The 18,049-nt window shown below is 68.1% G+C and carries 16 protein-coding genes; 6 read left to right on the forward strand and 10 right to left on the reverse strand.

What is annotated here, in order from left to right; translation table 11 throughout:
- The first annotated feature begins 25 nt into the window (after window positions 1-25).
- The 3 genes from VFV19_06190 to VFV19_06200 all read left to right on the forward strand — a co-directional run bounded on the left by VFV19_06190 (window position 26) and on the right by VFV19_06200 (window position 6,388).
- Complete coding sequence (locus VFV19_06190) at window positions 26-5,428, forward strand: sigma 54-interacting transcriptional regulator (GenBank protein ID HEX4823882.1); 5,403 nt, start codon at window positions 26-28, stop codon at window positions 5,426-5,428.
- 193 nt (window positions 5,429-5,621) lie between these two features.
- Entirely contained in the window at window positions 5,622-5,813 is a 192-nt protein-coding gene (locus VFV19_06195; protein ID HEX4823883.1) for a hypothetical protein, read from the forward strand.
- The gene (locus tag VFV19_06200) at window positions 5,810-6,388 is read left to right on the forward strand and encodes a sigma-70 family RNA polymerase sigma factor (protein ID HEX4823884.1); all 579 of its coding nucleotides are present in this window, start codon (window positions 5,810-5,812) and stop codon (window positions 6,386-6,388) included. The genes VFV19_06195 and VFV19_06200 overlap by 4 nt, the downstream gene beginning before the upstream one ends.
- A 78-nt stretch (window positions 6,389-6,466) precedes the next feature.
- Here VFV19_06200 and VFV19_06205 read toward each other — a convergent pair whose 3' ends face one another.
- The 5 genes from VFV19_06205 to VFV19_06225 all read right to left on the reverse strand — a co-directional run bounded on the left by VFV19_06205 (window position 6,467) and on the right by VFV19_06225 (window position 11,187).
- The gene (locus VFV19_06205; GenBank protein ID HEX4823885.1) at window positions 6,467-6,952 is read right to left on the reverse strand and encodes a YHS domain-containing (seleno)protein; all 486 of its coding nucleotides are present in this window, start codon (window positions 6,950-6,952) and stop codon (window positions 6,467-6,469) included.
- Between the two features lie 23 nt (window positions 6,953-6,975).
- Window positions 6,976-7,377: a hypothetical protein gene (locus VFV19_06210; protein ID HEX4823886.1), complete on the reverse strand. Its 402-nt coding sequence runs from the start codon at window positions 7,375-7,377 to the stop codon at window positions 6,976-6,978.
- Between the two features lie 26 nt (window positions 7,378-7,403).
- On the reverse strand, window positions 7,404-10,097 hold the full coding sequence (locus VFV19_06215; protein HEX4823887.1) for a hypothetical protein: 2,694 nt from the start codon (window positions 10,095-10,097) through the stop codon (window positions 7,404-7,406).
- A 98-nt stretch (window positions 10,098-10,195) separates the two neighbouring features.
- Window positions 10,196-10,474, reverse strand: a complete 279-nt coding sequence (locus VFV19_06220; GenBank protein ID HEX4823888.1) for a zf-HC2 domain-containing protein — start codon at window positions 10,472-10,474, stop codon at window positions 10,196-10,198.
- Between the two features lie 29 nt (window positions 10,475-10,503).
- On the reverse strand, window positions 10,504-11,187 hold the full coding sequence (locus tag VFV19_06225) for a hypothetical protein (GenBank protein HEX4823889.1): 684 nt from the start codon (window positions 11,185-11,187) through the stop codon (window positions 10,504-10,506).
- Window positions 11,188-11,275: 88 nt separating this feature from the next.
- Between VFV19_06225 and VFV19_06230 the strand changes: the two genes are divergently transcribed.
- The 3 genes from VFV19_06230 to VFV19_06240 all read left to right on the forward strand — a co-directional run bounded on the left by VFV19_06230 (window position 11,276) and on the right by VFV19_06240 (window position 12,848).
- Window positions 11,276-11,557, forward strand: a complete 282-nt coding sequence (locus tag VFV19_06230; protein ID HEX4823890.1) for a hypothetical protein — start codon at window positions 11,276-11,278, stop codon at window positions 11,555-11,557.
- A gap of 54 nt (window positions 11,558-11,611) precedes the next feature.
- Entirely contained in the window at window positions 11,612-12,013 is a 402-nt protein-coding gene (locus VFV19_06235; protein HEX4823891.1) for a DoxX family protein, read from the forward strand.
- A gap of 118 nt (window positions 12,014-12,131) precedes the next feature.
- Window positions 12,132-12,848 (forward strand): energy transducer TonB, encoded by a 717-nt coding sequence (locus tag VFV19_06240; protein ID HEX4823892.1) that lies wholly within the window; start codon window positions 12,132-12,134, stop codon window positions 12,846-12,848.
- Here the strand turns inward: VFV19_06240 and VFV19_06245 are convergent.
- From VFV19_06245 to VFV19_06265, 5 genes are read right to left on the reverse strand one after another with little or no spacing between them, the layout of a single operon-like run.
- The gene (locus VFV19_06245; protein ID HEX4823893.1) at window positions 12,845-13,990 is read right to left on the reverse strand and encodes a glucose 1-dehydrogenase; all 1,146 of its coding nucleotides are present in this window, start codon (window positions 13,988-13,990) and stop codon (window positions 12,845-12,847) included. The genes VFV19_06240 and VFV19_06245 overlap by 4 nt on opposite strands.
- 5 nt (window positions 13,991-13,995) lie before the next feature.
- Window positions 13,996-14,994 (reverse strand): VOC family protein, encoded by a 999-nt coding sequence (locus VFV19_06250; GenBank protein ID HEX4823894.1) that lies wholly within the window; start codon window positions 14,992-14,994, stop codon window positions 13,996-13,998.
- Window positions 14,991-16,532, reverse strand: a complete 1,542-nt coding sequence (locus VFV19_06255; GenBank protein ID HEX4823895.1) for a GMC family oxidoreductase — start codon at window positions 16,530-16,532, stop codon at window positions 14,991-14,993. Before VFV19_06255 ends, VFV19_06250 begins: the two co-directional genes overlap by 4 nt.
- A 4-nt stretch (window positions 16,533-16,536) precedes the next feature.
- Window positions 16,537-17,325: an aquaporin gene (locus VFV19_06260; protein ID HEX4823896.1), complete on the reverse strand. Its 789-nt coding sequence runs from the start codon at window positions 17,323-17,325 to the stop codon at window positions 16,537-16,539.
- A gap of 9 nt (window positions 17,326-17,334) precedes the next feature.
- The gene (locus VFV19_06265; protein HEX4823897.1) at window positions 17,335-17,958 is read right to left on the reverse strand and encodes a 6-phosphogluconolactonase; all 624 of its coding nucleotides are present in this window, start codon (window positions 17,956-17,958) and stop codon (window positions 17,335-17,337) included.
- Window positions 17,959-18,049: the final 91 nt, after the last annotated feature.

Here is an 18,049-nt window from a genome sequence, read left to right on the forward strand (position 1 = left end):
TTGATTCCCCGGCACAGGAGTCCTCGTGGGCGTTCCGGGGTATCGAGTCGTCGAAGAGCTTTCGCGCACGCTGCGGCGCGCCGTGCGGATCGCGGACGGAGCCCCGGTCCTGCTCACCTCGTCGCGGCACGGAGAGTCCCGGCGCGAGCTGGCGCTCCTCGCCTCGCTCGCGATCCCCGGGATTCCCAAGGCCTACGACGTCGTGCGCGACGGGGAGGCGTCGTGGCTCGTCCTCGAGGACCGTGGCGGCGAGCCGCTCTCGGCTCTCCTCGGGGGCGGTCCGCTCGACGTCGCGACCGTCCTCCATTTCGGGCTCGAGCTCGGCGCGATCCTCGGCGGGCTCCATCGGCGTGGGTACGTGCACCATCACGTGCGACCGGCGTGCATCCTGGTCAAGCGCGGCAGCCGGGAGCTCTCGCTCCTCGATTTTGCGCACGCGACGTCGGGCGCGGCGTCGACCCCGGCGCTGCGGCCCGAGACCCTCGCCTACGTCTCGCCCGAGCAGACCGGAAGGACGAGTCGCATCATCGACGAGCGGACCGATCTGTACTCGCTCGGGCTCACGCTCTACGAGGCGCTGACCGGCATCCCTGCGTTCCGATCGACGGACGCCCTCGAGCTCATCCACGCGCAGATCGCAAGGACGCCGGACGCACCCCGGCACGTCCGTCCCGAGGTCCCGGAGCCGCTGTCGGCGATCGTCATGAAGCTCCTCGAGAAGTCCGCGGACGACCGCTACCAGAGCGCCGCGGGCCTGCACGCCGATCTCGACACGTGTGCCCGCGCGTGGAGCTCGCTCCGCGAGATCCCGGCGTTCCCGCTCGGACGGCACGACGTCACCGACCGCTTCCTCGTCCCGCAGAAGCTGTACGGCCGCGAGCGTGACGTGCTCGCGCTCCGCCGCGCGTTCGAGGCGGTCTGCCAGGGCCCGCCCGCGATGGTGCTCGTCTCGGGCTGGGCCGGCATCGGCAAGACGTCGCTCATTCAAGAGCTCTACCGTCCGATCGTGCGCCAGCGCGGCGCTTTCATTTCGGGCAAGTTCGATCAGAGCGCCAGGAACATCCCGTTCGGCGCCCTCGTCCAGGCGTTCCGCGGGCTCGTCCTGCAGCTGCTGACCGAGAGCGAGGAGCGCCTGGCGGAGCGGCGCCAGAGGCTCGAGGCCGCCCTGGGGGAGAGCGCCGCGGTCCTCATCGACGTGATCCCCGAGATCGAGCTGATCGTCGGCAAGAAGCCGGCAGCGCCGCCGCTCGCCGCCGTCGAGGCCCAGAACCGGTTCCGGATGGCGTTCCAGAACTTCGTCGGCGCGCTCGCCGGTCCCGAGCATCCGCTCGTCGTGTTCCTCGACGATCTCCAGTGGGCCGACGCCGCGAGCCTCGATCTCCTCCAGCCCCTCCTCACGAGCGCCGACGTCCGGGCGCTGCTCGTCATCGGCGCGTACCGGGACAACGAGGTCGATGCCGGCCATCCGCTGACGCGCGCCATCGCCGGCCTCTCCGCCTCCGCCGTCCCGATCGACCGCATCGTGCTGTCGCCCCTCACACTCCCCGACCTTCACCGGCTCGTCGCCGACTGCCTCAAACGGGACGATCCCGAGGTCGAGGAGCTGGCGCGACTCGTCGCGCGAAAGACCGAGGGAAACCCGTTCTTCGTGATCCAGTTCCTGAAGTCGCTCGGCCAGGACGGTCTCCTCCGCTTCGACGCCGAGGAGGCGCGCTGGGTCTTCCGCGTCGACGACATCGCGCGCGCGCCGATGACGCAGAACGTGATCGACCTGATGGATCGCAAGATCCAGCGCCTCTCGTCCCCCGCGCAGGAGACCCTCACGCTCGCCGCCTGCATCGGCAACCGCTTCGATCTGGGGACGCTGGCGACGGTGAGCCGCGAGACCCCCGAAGCGGTGGCGTCCTGCCTGCAAGAGGCGCTCGACGAAGGGCTCGTGCTCCGCGATCCCGACGCCGACACCTACGCCTTCCTGCACGACCACGTCCAGCACGCGGCGTACGCGAGGCTGCCGGACGGCGAGCGGGCGGGGCTGCACCTCACCCTCGGGAGGCTCCTGCGTGCGTCGTGGGGTCGCGCGGCGGAGGACGAGCGCATCTTCGACGTGGTCGGCCACCTGAACGTCGGCCGCAGCCTCATCGTCGACGAGGGCGAGCGCTTCGACCTGGCGCGACTGAACCGGATCGCGGGTGACCGCGCGAAGTCGTCGACGGCGTACCAGGCGGCCCTCGAGCACTTCCGGACCAGCCGCCAGCTGCTCGGAGAGGATCAATGGGCGACGGACGGTCCATTCACCTTTGCCGTGCATCTCGGGGCCGCCGAGTGCGAGTACCTCTGCGGTCACTTCGACGAGGCCGAGCGCCGCTTCGAGCACCTGCTCGCGCGTGCCCGGACGATGGTCGACAAGGCCCGCGTGTACGAGCTGCGTGTCGTCCAGCACGAGAACATGTCGCGCTACGCCGAGGCGGCCCGGATCGGCTTCGCCGGCTGCGCCCTCTTCGGGATGGAGTTCCCCGAGGATCCCGACGCCGTGGCGGCGATGCTCGAAGGGGAAATGGCGGCGATCGAGCGCTTGCTCGACGGCCGGCCGATCGCGTCGCTCGTCGACCTTTCGGTACTGGACGATGCCGAGACGCGGATGCTGCTCAAGCTCCTCACGACGACGTGGGCCCCGGCGTACATCCTGGGCAACGCGCGGGGCGCGTCGTTGATCTCCGCGCGGATCGTGCGTCTCTCGATCGAGCGCGGGAATTCGGAGGATTCGGCATACGGCTACGTGACGCACGCGATCACGGTGGGTCCGCACCGGGGCGATTACCGCTCGGCCTACGACTGGGGGGCGCTCGCGCTCGCGGTCAACGACCGGTTCGCCGACCAATCGCGCCGCTCCAAGATCCACCAGCAGTTCAACGCGCACGTCACGCTCTGGCGGAGGCCGCTTCACACCTGCATCCCGCACGCGCGCGAAGCCTGCCGGAGCGGCCTCGAGTACGGCGATTTCGCCTATGCGGGGTACGGCGCCTTCACCGAGAGCTGGCCGGCGTTCCTGACGAGCGGGGACCTCGGCGCCTTCGTGCGCGACTACGTCCCGACGCTCGCCGTCCTGGCGAAGGTGAGGATGCACGGGCTCGTCGACGCGCACACGGTGATGCTCCAGTGGGCCCGGGCGCTCCTCGGCGAAACGGACGGCCCGTGTTCGCTCTCGGGACCGGGATTCGACGAGGCGGCGTACGTCGCGAGGCATCGCGAGAACCGGTTCTTCATGACCGTGCTGCGGATCGCCCAGCTCCACCTCGCGGTCGTGCACGGCGACGTTCCCGCCGCCCTCGCGGCGGCCCGCGAGGCCCGAGCGCTCGGGCCGTGGGGCCGGGGCACGATCTGGCCGGTCCTCCTCGAGTACTGGGGCGGCCTCGCGATCGCATCGGGTTACGACGGATCGCGGCCGCTCGACGCCGGTGACGCGCGCGCACTCGAGGCCGCGCGGGAGACGCTCGAGGCGCTCGCCGCGAGCTGTCCCGAGAACTTCCTCTGCTTCCACCTCACGCTCGACGCCGAGGCGAGGCGGATCGCCGGCGATCGCGCCGGCGCCACCACTCTCTACGAGAGCGCGCTCCAGGCCGCCCGCCGGTACGACGCGGTCCAGCACGAAGCGCTCGCCCATGATCTCGCGTCGAGGGCGTTCGCCGCGGCGGGCCTTCCGACCGCCGCGCACGCCCACCGGGAAGAAGCGCGCCGCGCCTACCGCGCGTGGGGCGCGGTCTCGAAAGCGGGCTCCGCCGCTGCGGTCGCCGAGGTGCAGGGGGTGACGATCGACGTCGCCTCGGTCGTCAAGGCGGCCCACGCCCTCTCGGGGGAGATCGTCCTCGAGGAGCTGCTCCGCAAGCTCATGTCGATCGCGATCGAGAACGCGGGGGCCGAGCGAGGGGTGTTTCTCGAGGAGAAGGACGGGCGGCTCGTCGTCGAGGCGGAAGGACGCGTCGGCGGCGAGGCGGTTCGTGTGCTCGAGTCGCGGCCCCTCGAAGAAGCCGATGTCTGCCGTGCGGTCGTGCAGTTCGTGCGGAAGACCGGCGAAGGTGTCGTCGTCGCCGACGTCGGGAAGGACGAGCGGTTTGGCGGCGATCCCTACGTCGTCGCGAGGAGCCCGAAGTCGGTGCTCTCGGTTCCAGTCGTCCGGCAGGGGAGGCTGGGCGGCATCCTCTATCTCGAGAACAACTTGACGGCCGGCGCGTTCACCGCGGAGCGGATCCGCATCCTCGACCTCCTCTCCGCGCAGGCGGCGATCTCGCTCGAGAACGCGCGCCTCTACCGCGACCGCACGCAGGAGGTCGAGCGCCGCAAGCGCGCGGAGGACGACCTGCGCGCCGCTCTGGGAGAGGTCGAGACGCTCAAGAACAGGCTCGAGGCCGAGAACGTCTACCTGCAGGAGGAGATCCGCAAGGAGCACAACTTCGAGGAGATGGTCGGGAGCTCGCCCCAGCTCCTGAGCGTCCTCCGGACGGTCGAGCGGATCGCGCCCACCGACTCGACCGTCCTGATCTACGGCGAGACGGGGACCGGCAAGGAGCTCATCGCGCGCGCCATCCACGACCGGAGCGCGCGCAAGGGCCGGCCGCTCGTGAAGGTCAACTGCGGCGCGATCGCCGCCGGGCTGGTCGAGAGCGAGCTCTTCGGCCACGTGCGAGGTGCCTTCACGGGGGCGATCGAGAATCGCGTCGGGCGCTTCGAGCTGGCGCGCGGCGGCACGATCTTCCTCGACGAGGTCGGCGAGCTCCCGCCCGAGACGCAGACCAAGCTCCTGCGCGTCCTGCAGGAGCACGAGTTCGAGCCGGTCGGCGGGAGCCGCACGGTGCGCGTCGACGTGCGCGTCCTGGCGGCGACGAATCGCGATCTCGAGGAGGCGATGCGCGGGGGCCGCTTCCGTCCCGACCTCTATTACCGGTTGAACGTCGTGCCGCTGACGGCCCCGCCGCTCCGCGAGCGGAAGGGGGACATCCCGCAGCTCGTCGCCTTCTTCCTCGAGCGGTTCTCGCGCCGGTTCGGCAAGGCGGTGAACGGCGTCTCGCAGGAGACGATGGAGCGCCTGATCCGCTACCGCTGGCCCGGGAACATCCGCGAGCTCCAGAACGTGATCGAGCGCGCCGTCGTCCTCATGCCGGGGAGCGTGCTCACCCTCGATCACGAATTGAACCCGGCGCCCGGATTCCAGCTCGATCGACCGATGGAACCGCTTCCGCAAGCACCGACGGGGGGCGAGGCGCCCGCGCTCGAGGACGTCCAGCGGCGCCACATCATCGAGGTCCTCGAGCGGACCCGTGGCGTCATCGAAGGCGAAGCCGGGGCGGCGAAGATCCTGAAGCTCCACCCCAACACGCTTCGCAGCAAGATGAAGAAGCTCGGCATCCGCCGCGCAACCCACGATATTTCGTAGTCGGCGCCAACGCGGCGCGCCGGCGCCCACGAACCACGAAATATCGTGGGCAGTAACTCCACTAAGTCATTGCATCCAAACAACTTTATTGACTGACCCCCTGGCAATCGCCGTGCAATACAAATCCGGCATGCTGAAGATCTCGTGTAACGGATCGACGATCCGGGCCGAAGGAACTCTTGGAGGGCCCTGGGTGGCCGAGCTAGAGAATGCGTGCACGACCGTGCTCGCCGAGCGCCGGCGGGTCCAACTCGACCTGTCCGCCGTCGGCTTCGTGGATCGGGCGGGGGCCGCGCTCATCGAGAAGCTGCGGTCCGACGACCGGGTCCGCTTTGCGAAGGTCTCCGCGTTCGTGGCCGAGCTGATGAAGGGGGGAGCCGCATGATCGCCGAGACACAAGCGCTCGTGGCCTCGCTGAGAGCGAACGACCCGATCGCGACCGCATGGTTCGTCCGATCGGAGACCCCGCGCCTGCTCGCCGTCGCTCGCAGGATCCTCCGGAACGACGAAGATGCGAAGGACGCGGTCCAGGACGGGCTGATCTCGGCCCTGGGCGCGCTCGACCGATTCGAGGGCGGGGCGGCGCTCTCCACGTGGGTCCACCGCATCGTCGTCAACGCCGCCCTCATGAAGCTCCGCTCGAAGAAGGCGCGTCCGGAAGAGTCGATCGAGGACCTGCTGCCGGGGTTCGAAGCCGACGGACATATCGCGGTGCCGGCGTCGGAGTGGGCCCCGGCCGACGAGCTGGTCCTCCGGGACGAAGTCCAGCAGCTCGTCCGCGCCGCGATCGAGCGACTCCCCGACACTTATCGCACCGTCCTGCTGCTTCGGGACATCGAGGAGCTCTCGACCGAGGAAACCGCGGAGGCGCTCGGCTGCACGCCGGTCGCGGTGAAGGTGCGCCTCCATCGCGCGCGCCAGGCGCTGCGGGGATTGCTCGATCCCAACCTTCGCATGTGACAGAGGGGACAGCTTCCGAAACTCAAAGGGGCGGCCTTCTTGGCCGCCCCTTTGAGTTTCGCAAGCTGTCCCTTCTGATCAGTCGTCGACCTTGATCTGCTTCCCGTCGTTCTTGACGACGGCCGGCCAGTACTTGTCCGCCTTCTTCAGATTGCCCTGCACGTCCTCGTTCCACAGACGGACGGCGCGCGCGTTGTGCTGAATGACGAGACGCCCGTTCACGATCGAGAAGGTGCTCACGTCGATCGGCGCGGTGCGTCCCTGCGAGACGGCGTAAGCGCAGAAGGCGCCGAACTGCGGCTCGTACTTCATCGGCTCCTTGTCGAACAGCGCCTTGTGCTCGGCGGAGGAGAAGTAATAGGTCGCGCCGTCGGCGCTCGACCGGTAGGTCTTCGTTCCCATCACCGGCTTGCCTTCGGTGAAGAATGCGACCGGGTCGTAGCCATCGAGGATCACGCCCTCGGCGTTGAGGTTCAGGAGCTGCGTGCTGTGGTTGGCGAAGGCCGCGGCGGCGGGGACCAGGAGGACGACGCCGAGGGCCAAGCGGAAGAGGGTCGAGCTCATGTTCATTCTCCTTGGGACTCGGCTCACTTGACCGGGGAGGGGAACGACGCCTCGCCCAGCACGACCTCGGCGTAGGCGCACCAGATCTGGACCTTGGCGACGTCGTGGACGTACGCGGGAAGGGTGATCGACTTGTTGAGCTTGTCGCCCTTCACGACGAGGTGCTGGAGGAGGTAGACGTTCCCCTGCGAGTCGACGACCTGCCAGTGGGGATCCGGCGTCTCGGGGACCTTGAAGTCGTCGGAGAGCGTCAGCGTTTCCTTGCCGCCCAGCAGTGCGTGCGTCACGGTGCCGGCGTTGACCTTCGCGCCCATGAACGTCGAGGTCGTGTGCTCGTGGTTCGCCGAAGCGGGCGCCGCGACGGCGAGCGCCACCGCGGCGAGGGCCGGGAGCGCGAGGCTGCGAACGAGAGTGCGGGTGTTCATCGATCATCTCCTTGTGTTGGTGTGTGTCATCGGTTCGCAGCCTTCGATTCCCGAGGAGCGCGCTTGGTTTCGCCGCGCGCGGCCAAGAGCTTCGCGACGAGGCCGGTCCAGCCGGTCTGATGCGAAGCGCCGACGCCGCGGCCGCTGTCGCCGTCGAAGTATTCGTGGAAGAGCACGTGATCGCGGAACCAGGGATCGCCGTGGCTCTTGGGATGGCCCGCGAGGACGGCGCGCGTGCCGCCGGCGTCCGCGAGGAAGATCCGCGTGAGGCGCCGCGCGATCTCGTCGGCGGCCTCGCCGATCGTGACGAGGCGTCCGGATCCGACGGGACACTCGATCTTGAAGTCGTCGCCGTAGTAGTGCTGGAACTTCTGGAGCGACTCCAAGATGAGGTAGTTCACGGGAAACCAGATCGGCCCCCGCCAGTTCGAGTTCCCGCCGAACAGGCCGCTCTCCGATTCCGCCGGCTGGTAGGACACGGTGAGCGCACCTCCGGGGGCGTCGAAGACGTAGGGATGCTCCTTGTGCACGCGCGAGATCGCGCGCACGCCGTAGTCGGAGAGGAACTCGGTCTCGTCGAGCAAGCGCCGCAGGATCCGCTTCATCCGGTGGCCTCGGAGGAGCGAGAGCAGCCGCCGCTCCTTCATCCCCGGCGTCTCCCACCGCGAGACGAGCGCCGCGAGATCGGGGCGATAGCTCAGGAACCACTCGAGCCGCCGCCGGAATTCGGGGAGCTCCTCGAGCAGCTCGGGCTCCAAGACCTCGACGGCGAAGAGCGGGATGAGCCCGACCATCGAGCGGACCTTCAAGGGCACCTGGCGGCCGCCTTCGAGGCTGAGCACGTCGTAGAAGAAGCCGTCGGTGTCGTCCCAGAGCCCGGCGCCGCCCTCGCCCATTGCGCTCATCGCCTCCGCGATGTGCAGGAAGTGCTCGAAGAACTTCGTGGCGATGTCCTCGTAGACCCGGTTCGTCCGCGCCAGCTCGAGCGCGATGCGCATCAGGTTCAAGCTGTACATCGCCATCCAGCTCGTGCCGTCGGCTTGATTGATGAACCCGCCGGTCGGCAGCGGCGCGCTGCGGTCGAACACGCCGATGTTGTCGAGGCCGAGGAAGCCGCCCTGGAAGACGTTCCGGCCTTCGGCGTCCTTCCTGTTCACCCACCAGGTGAAGTTGAGCATCAGCTTGTGGAAGACACGCTCGAGGAAGGCGCGATCACCTTCGCCGCCGCGGGCGTCGCGGTCGATCTGGTAGACCCGCCACGCCGCCCATGCGTGGACCGGCGGGTTCACGTCTCCGAACGCCCACTCGTAGGCCGGCATCTGGCCGTTCGGGTGCATGTACCACTCCCGCGTCAGGAGCACGAGCTGCTCCTTCGCGAAGGCGGGATCGACGAGCGCGAGCGGGATGGTGTGGAACGCGAGATCCCAGGCGGCGTACCACGGGTATTCCCACGAGTCGGGCATCGAGATGACGTCGGCGTTGTTGAGATGCGGCCACTCGCGATTGCGCCCCGTCCGCCTCTCCCGCGGCGGCGCGGGCTGGCCGGGGTCCCCTGCGAGCCACTGAGGCACGTCATAGTGGTAGAACTGCTTGCTCCAGATCATCCCCGCGAATGCCTGACGCTGGACGTGACGCGCGTCCTCGCTCTTGATCGCCTTCTGGACCTCCGCGTAGAAGGCGTCGGCCTCCTCGAGACGCGCCTCGAAGACGTCGTCGAAGTCGGCGAACGGTCGCGTGTGCGAGGCGGCCGAGAGGCGGAAGCGAAGAACGACGGAGCCGCCGGCGCGCACCTCGCGCTGCACCTGGATGCCCGCCTTCGTCCCGCTCGACTCATGAGCGAGCGCCTCGGTGCGGCCGTCGACGATCGCCTCGTGGAATGCGTCCTTGAACGGTCCGGGTGCGTCGACCGCGTACAGACGCCGCACGTTGGTCTCGTTCTCGGTGAAGAGGAGCGTCGCCGCATCCTCGGCGTAGAACTGCATCGTTCCCAGGTCGTGATGACGTGCCACGATCTCGCCGCCGTTCCCCGCGCAGAGCACCGGCTTGGGGCCCGCGTTCGGGAGGCCCCAGCTCCACGTGTTGCGGAACACGAGCTGCGGGATGACGTGGAGCGCCGCGTCCTCGGGGCCGCGATTGTGGACGGTCACCTTCATGAGCACGTCGTCGGGCGCCGCCTTCGCGTACTCGACGAAGACGTCGAAGTACCGGTCGTCGTCCAGGATCCCGGTGTCCAGCAGCTCGAACTCCGGCCGGTCCTTGCCGCGCCGCCGGTTCTCGTCCACGAGCCACGCGTACGGGTAGGCGCGCTGCGGGTACTTGTAGAGCATCTTCAGGTACGAGTGCGTCGGGGTCGCGTCGAGGAAGTAGTACAGCTCCTTCACGTCCTCGCCGTGGTTGCCCTCGCCGTTCGTGAGGCCGAACAACCGTTCCTTCAGAATCGGATCGCGTCCGTTCCACAGTGCGAGCGAGAGGCAGAGCGACTGCATGCGGTCGCTGTATCCGGCGATCCCGTCCTCGCCCCACCGGTACGCGCGGCTCCGCGCATGGTCGTGCGGGAACGAGTCCCACGCCGTGCCGCCGGCGCTGTAGTCCTCGCGCACGGTGCCCCATTGGCGCTCGCTGAGATACGGGCCCCACTGCTTCCACGGCGACTCGGTGGACGGAGACTCGGCGAGCCTCGCCCGCTCCGAAGCGGTCAGCGTGTTCGTCGACGATTTCATGGAGGACCTCCGCCGCTTCGATGCGAAGGGCGAAGGTTGTGTTTCAGAGGGGACAGCTTCCGAAACTCGATGGAAGGAGTTTCGGAAGCTGTCCCCTCTTATCGCTTGCTCGACCTCGCGGCGAGCACCGCCTTCACGAGGTCCTCGGGGACGTCGGCGGGCACCGGCGCTTCAGGGTCCTTGAACGCCGCCTTCTCGAGCTCGATCGTCTCGCAATAGGTGTTCAAGTAGGCGACGCAGGCGACGCAGTCGGCGACGTGCCGGTCGAACGCGTCGCGCTGCGACGCGTCGAGCTCCCCGGACAGGTAGTCCATCAGAAACTCGACGAACGTCTTGCACGTCACCATCGCGGCCCGCCTCTCGAGTCGATCGGTCACCGTCTAGGATGCGGCCGGCCCCTGGCTGGTTACAAGAATTTTGAGATGAGGATTTGGTCCGGAGGACGCTGAAGCTGGTTCGGAAAGTGGTAATCCGCGTGCTCTCTTGGCCGGTCGGCGCCTAAGTGGAGTCGCTGGGCGGGGAAGTAGACCCGCTCGTAATCCGCCACGAGCCGGTCCTCCGGCAAACCTTCTTGATTGCGGACGATCGCCCGCTCGAGCGCCTTGGGAAAGTCGCAGTCGACCCAGACCGAAACGTCGTACCGCTCACGCAGCTCGCGCTTGAAGAGGAAGATCCCCTCGAGCAGGATCACGTCGATCGCCTCGTATGTGAGGCGCGAGGTGTACCGCGTACCGGCGTGGGGATCGATGAGCTCGACCTCGAGGTCGATCGCGCGATCCCGTCGCAGCGGCTCGATGACGCGCTCGAACAGGTCGTCGAACCGGTATCCATGGAGATAGAAGTGCTCCGCCGGGTCCGCAGCCTCTTGCCGCAGCGCCGGTGACGTCTGCCAGGGATCGATGCCGATCGTCGCGACGTTCAAGCCGAGCCGCTTGAGGTTCGCGGACAACCGCGTCGCCAGGCAACCCTTTCCCGACGCGTCGATCCCGCTGATCGCGACGAGCAACGCCCGATCGCCCCTCGATTCCAGACGCCGGTACGCGACCATGTTGGCGAGGTCGAAGCTGTTCGCGGACAGCATGTCTCCCATCGGCGGCCCCCTTTCCAACCGTTCGATGCGCGTGCCTCGGCGAGGTTTCATCATTGACGCGCCGGCCAAGCACCGGTATCTATTCCGCATGGAACGCTACGTCGGAAGCCGCAACCCGCTGACCCCGCACCCGGTCGACCAGTACCCCGGCCTGCTCGTGGTCGATGTCGCCCCCGGCTGGCCGTACAACGTGATCGTGCCGGAGAACGGCCAAACCATCGTCGGCCTCGGGGGAGAGCGCATCATTCCGTACAGGACGCCTTCCGGCTCGAGCGCGCAGGGGTTCACGCTCGGCCCAGGCGATCGCGCGACGCGCCTCCGCTCCGACCTGCCCTCCCATCTCTGCGAGTGGCAGGTCGAGCGCGTCTGAGGCCGTAACCCGCTGACGGTACGGGGCATCCCACCTTCGTCAAGGAGGTGTGCCGTGCCGCTCTCGAAGCCCGAAACCGTGGTGAGCTGGATCCTCCAGCTCGTCGCCGCCGCGATCCTCTTCCAGACCCTCTTCTTCAAGTTCACCGGTGCCGAGGAGTCTGTCTACATCTTCACCAAGCTCGGCATGGAGCCGTGGGGCCGCATCGGCTCCGGCGTCGCGGAGCTGATCGCCTGCATCCTGCTCCTGGTGCCGCGCACCGTTCCCTTGGGCGCGCTGCTGGCGCTGGGCGTGATCACCGGCGCGATCGTGAGCCACCTCACCAAACTCGGCATCGTCGTCAAGGACGACGGCGGCCTGCTCTTCGGCCTCGCGGTCGTAGTGTTCGTCGCGAGCGCGATTGTGCTCGTGATCCGGCGCGGGCAGCTCCCGGTGGTGGGAGCGGCGCTGCGCTAGATCCGATTTCCCCTTGGCGAGGGCGTTGGGCGACCCTATCCTGACCGACAGGGGGTTGCGCCATGAACGCTCGTCACGTCCTCGCCCCCGACCCATGAGCGCCCTACAGGCGATCTTAGTGGCGATCGTTCTCGTCGCGGCCGTCCCGACGGCGGAGGATCTCGATCCCGGACCGCAGCCGACGTTGAGCTGCCTCGAAGCGCATCAGGTCGGCGATCTCATCGCGCTCAGCTGTCGCCTCACGAACAATGCCGGCGGGTCGGTGCTCTTCGACGCCCGCACGCGTGCGATGCCCTCGCTCGACGTCGAGCGGTTCCTTGACGGCACGTGGAAGCCCCTGGCGACCGATCTCGATCCGGACCGCTCGATCGTGCTGGAGCTGCACGAGTGGGAGAGCTTGAAGTTCAAGTTCAGCGTTCCTCGTGTCGCGGAGCCGCTACGGGTGACCGCCACATGGCGCACCGGGAAGACGCGGCGGCCGGTTCAGAGCAACATCGGCCGTCTGGTCGACGATACCGAAGCCGCGGGGGGGGCGAGTGACGTTCCACGGTGGTGCTGCCTCGACCTCGAGCCGGTACAGATCGTGTCGAGGGTCGAGCCGAAATGGCCCTGGGACGCCCGGTGGAACCAGCGGCAGGGGATGATCCTCGTCGAGCTCGTCGTCGAGGCCGATGGGAGCGCGAAGATCGTCCGCATGCTCAAAGGCGACCAGACGTTCGACAAGCAAGTCATCGAGGCGACGCAGGGCTGGAAGTTCAAGCCGGCGCGGGATGCGCACGGCCAGCCCGTGCGTACGTACTTCTTCATCCAGTTCGAGTTCCGCCTGCGCTCCTAAGCTCGACCCGCCATGGCAGCCGTCGCCGCCGCCATCTCGTGTTTGCCGACGACGCAGTACACCTTGATCGCGTCCTTCGCGTTCGTGAGAGCGTCGAACATCTTGTCGTAGCTCTCGAGGCCGTCGATCGGGTGGGTGAGGAACTGCTCGAGGAAGCCGGGGAAGGCGGCTTCCGACTGGACCATGTCACGCACACCCTGCTCGAAGTCCTCGCGCGCGGCGTTGACGGTGCCGAGCATGAGCTTGTTCCCGAGGACGAACTCGAGGTTGATCTTGTCGGCGGGGACCTCGAGGCGCTTGTCGCCGCCGGTGACGCTGGCGAGGACGAGGACGCCGTTCTTGGCGAGGGCCTGCATGCTCTCGAAGACGACGCCGGAATTGCCGGTCGCTTCGAGGATGAGGTCGAACGGACCGTGCATCTTCGCCGCGTCGAGGATCCGCGTCTCGGTGGTGTTGACGTAGCGGGCGCCGAGGCTTTCGACGAGGCCGGCGTTGCGGTTGGGCTTCGGGTTGCGCGCGAAGGTCGTCACCTCGAAGCCGCGCAGGCGAAGGGCGAGCGTGCCGAGCATTCCGACGGTGCCGGCGCCCATCACGGCGGCCTTCTGCGGGCGCCACACCTTCAGGCGGCGCTGCGCCTCGAACGCCATGCGGATCCCCTTGGCGAAGATCGTGTAGGGCTCGAGGAGCACGCCGACCTCTTCCAGGACCCTGGGCAGCTTGACGATGTAGCGCGCCTCGTCGACGTAGTACTCGGCGAGGTAGCCGTGACGGAGGTTGATGCCGCGCTCGTAGTAGTGGTCGTCGGTCGTGTTGTCCTGCTCGCCGATCAGGTCGTAGATGCTGGAGCCGGGGCGGCGGACCATCGCGACGACGAAGTCGCCGGGGACGAGGTCGCGAACGTTCTCGCCGACCTCCTCGACGACGCCGAAGCTTTCGTGGCCGATGACGAGAAAATTGGAGCCGGCGGGAGCGGCGCCGTAGTCGGCGGCGTTGATCTCCTTGTCAGTGCCGTCGACGCCGACGCGGAGGACCCGCACGAGGACGCCTTTGCCGCCGGGGACGTCGCTCACCATCGGCTTGGGCATCGTCTCCAGGTGCGCGGAGCCGGGCTTGCCCGGGAAGACCGCGATCGCTTTCATCATGTCGCTCACTTCGAAGCTCCTTCCTGCACGAGACGGATGAAATGGCCGTCCGGATCCTTGATGGTCGCCGCCTTCGCGAGGCCGAGCGCGCGGTCGCTCAAGGCGACGGCGCCGGGACTGACCCACTCGTAGCCGGCTTTCCGTAGAGCCGCGGCATCGCCGTCGGCGTCGTCGGTCACGAGAACGGTCGTCACCGCGACGAGGTCGTTCGCCTGGGTGTCGGCCGCGGCCTCGCGGCCGCCCTGGGGTGCGAGGTACTCGAGGAACTCCACGCCCGGGCCCTTCATGAGGCGCATCGCCGTGATGCGGAGGCGCGCGCCGAAGACGTTGTTCAGGTGCTCCTGCTCGGTCCCGTAGTTTTCACTCTCGCCGGCTTTGCGCATGCCGAGCGCGGCGCCGTAGAACGCCGTGGAGGTGTCGGTCGCGCCGACGACGATCGCGGTGTGGTCGATCCCCAGGAAGAGGCGGCCCTGCGCGTGCCACTTCGCCGCGCCCTTCCCGTCGGGGAAATGCAGGATCTCGAGCGGGTGGCCGTCGGGGTCCTTGAAGTAGAACGCCTCGATCCCGCCGGCGTTCGGGTTCCAATCGGGAAGGCGCTGCGGCCCGCTCGAGGCGTGTCGCACGTGGTGGTCGCGCAGGCGCGCGTATGCCTTCGACATGTCGCTCACGATGATCGCGACGTGCTGGAAGCTGCGGTCGTTCGAGCGGGCGCTGTCGGGGTAGGCGCGGCCCTCGGGGGCGAGGAATTGGACGAGCTGGAGCGATTCGTCGCCGAGCTCGAGGCGCACGAGTCGCGCGCGCACGCCGAAGACCCCGTACACCTTCTCGACGTCGTCGCCGGCGATCTCCACGGTGCCGGAGGCCTTGAAGTCGAGCACGCCGGTGTAGAAGGCGATCGAGCGGTCGAGATCCGCGACCGGGATCGAGACCGAATCGAGGGCGAGGATCTTCGCCCTCGCGTCGAGGGCGAGAAGAAGGGTGAGCGCGCCGAGGAGCTTCTTCACGACATCCGCTCCAGCATGTGATCGCCGACTCGAAGCGCGTTCGCCATGATCGTGAGCGCCGGGTTCACCGCGGCGCTCGACGGGAAGAAGCTGCCGTCGACGACGTAGAGGTTGTCGAGCTCCCAGGCCTTGCAGCTCGGATCGAGCGCCGAGCTCTCCGGGTCGTTGCCGAAGCGGATCGTCCCGTTCTGGTGGGCGACGCCGGCCAGGGGGATGCGCTGTCCCACGAACAGCTCGCGCGGGACGAAGTGCTCCATCCCGTCGATCTTGCGCAGAAGGCTCTTGAGCTTCGCTTGAAGGCGCTTGTGGCCCTCTTCGTTGTTCGGCGTGTACGCGAGCACGACGTTGCCGTCGCGGTCGAGCGTGACGCGATTGTCGGGATCGGGGAGGTCCTCGGAGGTGAGCCAGAAATCGAGCGAGTGCCTCGCCATGAGATCGAGCGTCATCCCCGGCACGAGCTTCGGCGCACCGGCGGAGAGCGTGACCGCGTCCATCTTGCCGACGAACGAGATGTGGCCCATCGGGTATTCCCACTCGCCGTTCGCCTTGTAGAAGTCGTTGATCGCGAGGGTCTTCTGGAAGACGGTCGGGTTGGCGTCGGGGGAGATCGCGAGCACCACCGAGTTCAGGTGCCCCATGTAGTGGCGGCCGACGGTGTCCGATCTGTTCGCGAGGCCGTTCGGATGGCGGTCCGACGCGGAGCGGAGCAAGAGCGCCGCGCTGTTGATCGCCCCCGCGCTGACGACGACGAGGTCCCCCGAGTAGACCTCGGGGACGCCGTTCCTCGTGACATGAACCTTCGTCACGCGGCGCCCCGTGGCGTCGGTCTCGAGCCGTTCGACGAGCGCGTCGGTGACCAGCGTCGCGTTCGGGTGCAGGAGCGCGGGATCGACGCACATCGTCTGCGCGTCCGACTTGGCCCACACGAGGCACGGGAACCCGTCACACGTCGCGCAGCGGATGCACTTGCTCCTGGGATCCCCGGTGTCGAGACGGACGCCGAGCGGCACGTGAAACGGCCTGAGGCCGAGCTTGGTCAGATCGGCGCCGAGCTTCGCAATTCGCGGCTCGTGCGGGACCTTCGGGTACTTGTAGTCGCCGCTGGCCTGCGGCTCGGTCGGGTCGCCGCCACGCTCGCCGCGGACCTCGTAGAGGTGCTCGGCGGCGAGGTAGTACGGCTCCATGTCGTCGTAGCCGATCGGCCACGCCGGAGAGATCCCGCCGTGATGCCGCACCTCGCCGAAATCTTCCTTGCGGAGCCGGAACAGAGCCGCCCCGTAGAACTTCGTGTTGCCGCCGACGAAGTAGTTCGTGTGCGGGTGGAGCGGCTTCCCGGCGCGGTCGAACCAGGTCTCCTTCGTGTTGTACTTCGCCTCGACGTTGACCGCCTTCGCGCTCCAGTTGTCCTTCTCGCGGGGAACGTAGCCGCCGCGCTCGAGGAGCAGGACATTCTTCCCGGCGACCGCGAGCTTGTGGAACAGCGTTCCGCCCCCCGCGCCCGAGCCGACGATGACGACGTCGTAGTGATTCCTCTCCACGGTCCTACCTCAGCTCGCCGTAGCGGCAGCGAAAGATGCACGGTTGATCGTTCTCGTGGTGATGCTTCGCGCAGTGCGCGATCCGGGCGTGACCCGTGCGCACGTACGCCTCGGCGGCGAGGAGCATCCCCGCGAGAGGCGCCGTGAAATAGATCCAGAGCGCGGTATAGCGCGATGCGAAGACCGCCGAGCCCAGCGTCCGCGCCGGGTTCATGCTCATCCCCGAGATCGGCGACTCGAAAGTGATGTAGACGGCGACGAGCGCCCCCGCGACGAAGCCGGTGAAGCGCGCCCACCGCTTCGTGTTCGAGACGACGAGGACGGCGAGCATGAGGACGAACGTGATGACGATCTCCGCGACGAACGCGGCACCCGGGCCCCACGGCCCCGGAACCGTCACGGCGTAGTCGACCGTCGGGTCGGCGATCGCGCGACTCAAGAGCGCCGCCGCGACGAGCGTCCCGGCGAGACCGCCGCCGAACTGCGACGCGACATAGAACGCCGCGTCCCAGGGCCCGACCCGCCCGAGACGGAAGAAGGTCAGCGTCGTCGCCGGGTTCATGTGCGCCCCCGAGCGCTTTCCCCACGGCGAGAAGATCAACGCGATCGCGGTGCCGCCCATCGCGAGGCCCATGACGAAGCGCGCGCCCACCGCGTCACCCAGCCGGTGCGCGAAAGGGGAGGCGGGATGGAAGATCAGCGTCGTGAAGACGTTCGCCGACACCATGAAGAGCCCGAGGCAGGCGGCTTCGATCAGGTACTCGGGCCAATGCGAGCGCAGCGCCTGGAGCATCGGTCGCCCTCACGCCACGAAGCGGAGGAGATGAGCGGCCGAGCCCGCGGCGGCGGCGTCGCCACTCGGGAAGAGGACGAGCGCGCTCCGCGCGTTGCCGAGAACCGGAAGGGTGAGGAGGATCTGCTCGCCGTCCGTCGTGACCCAGCAGCCTTCGACGTCGCGCCGCGAGGCGATCTCCTCACGCTCGGAGCCCGGCTCGAGCGCGATGAGGGCGAGGTCGAGGCAGGGGAGGCCGTCCCGCATCAGTCCCTTGGACGCGAAGAAGCTCCGCAGCTCGTTCTCGTAGGCGGCGGCGGTATGGCGCGGGTCCGACATCGTCGTCCGTACGCGGTGGATGTTGCGTCCCGGCACGTCGAAGCGGCTCAGGAGGGACCAGTGCACGACCCGGTACCGGCTCTCGGGGTGGAGCGGTCCGACATGGCGCTCGGCGGCGAAGAAGACGTGGACGCGTGGCCAGAGCGGCTCGAGCCTCTCGGCGAACGGCGTTTCGGTGAGGAGCGAGAAGAGCTTCTTCGCCGTCGTCCCGCCCGAGAGCGCGACGACCGCGATCCCGCGCTCGAGGACCGCGACCTCGACGGCGTCGACGAACGCCTCGGCCGCAGCGGGCGAGAGCGCCTCTCCGTCTCTCACGAAGTGAATCTGGCGCCTTGATGTGGTCGTCATCGGGCCCCCCTTTCGTGAGTTCCGATGCGGTGGGCGGGCGGCGGGTTACGTGAAACGT

It is taken from the genome of Candidatus Polarisedimenticolaceae bacterium (assembly GCA_036275915.1).
GTDB lineage: Bacteria > Acidobacteriota > Polarisedimenticolia > Polarisedimenticolales > DASRJG01 > DASRJG01.

Coding starts and splice junctions, on each gene's coding strand:
- VFV19_06200 (HEX4823884.1), top strand. CDS start 5,810: ATGATCGCCGAGACACAAGCGCTCGTGGCCTCGCTGAGAGCGAACGAC.
- VFV19_06230 (HEX4823890.1), top strand. CDS start 11,276: ATGGAACGCTACGTCGGAAGCCGCAACCCGCTGACCCCGCACCCGGTC.
- VFV19_06260 (HEX4823896.1), bottom strand. CDS start 17,325: ATGCTCCAGGCGCTGCGCTCGCATTGGCCCGAGTACCTGATCGAAGCC.
- VFV19_06205 (HEX4823885.1), bottom strand. CDS start 6,952: ATGAGCTCGACCCTCTTCCGCTTGGCCCTCGGCGTCGTCCTCCTGGTC.
- VFV19_06210 (HEX4823886.1), bottom strand. CDS start 7,377: ATGAACACCCGCACTCTCGTTCGCAGCCTCGCGCTCCCGGCCCTCGCC.
- VFV19_06215 (HEX4823887.1), bottom strand. CDS start 10,097: ATGAAATCGTCGACGAACACGCTGACCGCTTCGGAGCGGGCGAGGCTC.
- VFV19_06245 (HEX4823893.1), bottom strand. CDS start 13,990: ATGATGAAAGCGATCGCGGTCTTCCCGGGCAAGCCCGGCTCCGCGCAC.
- VFV19_06225 (HEX4823889.1), bottom strand. CDS start 11,187: ATGGGAGACATGCTGTCCGCGAACAGCTTCGACCTCGCCAACATGGTC.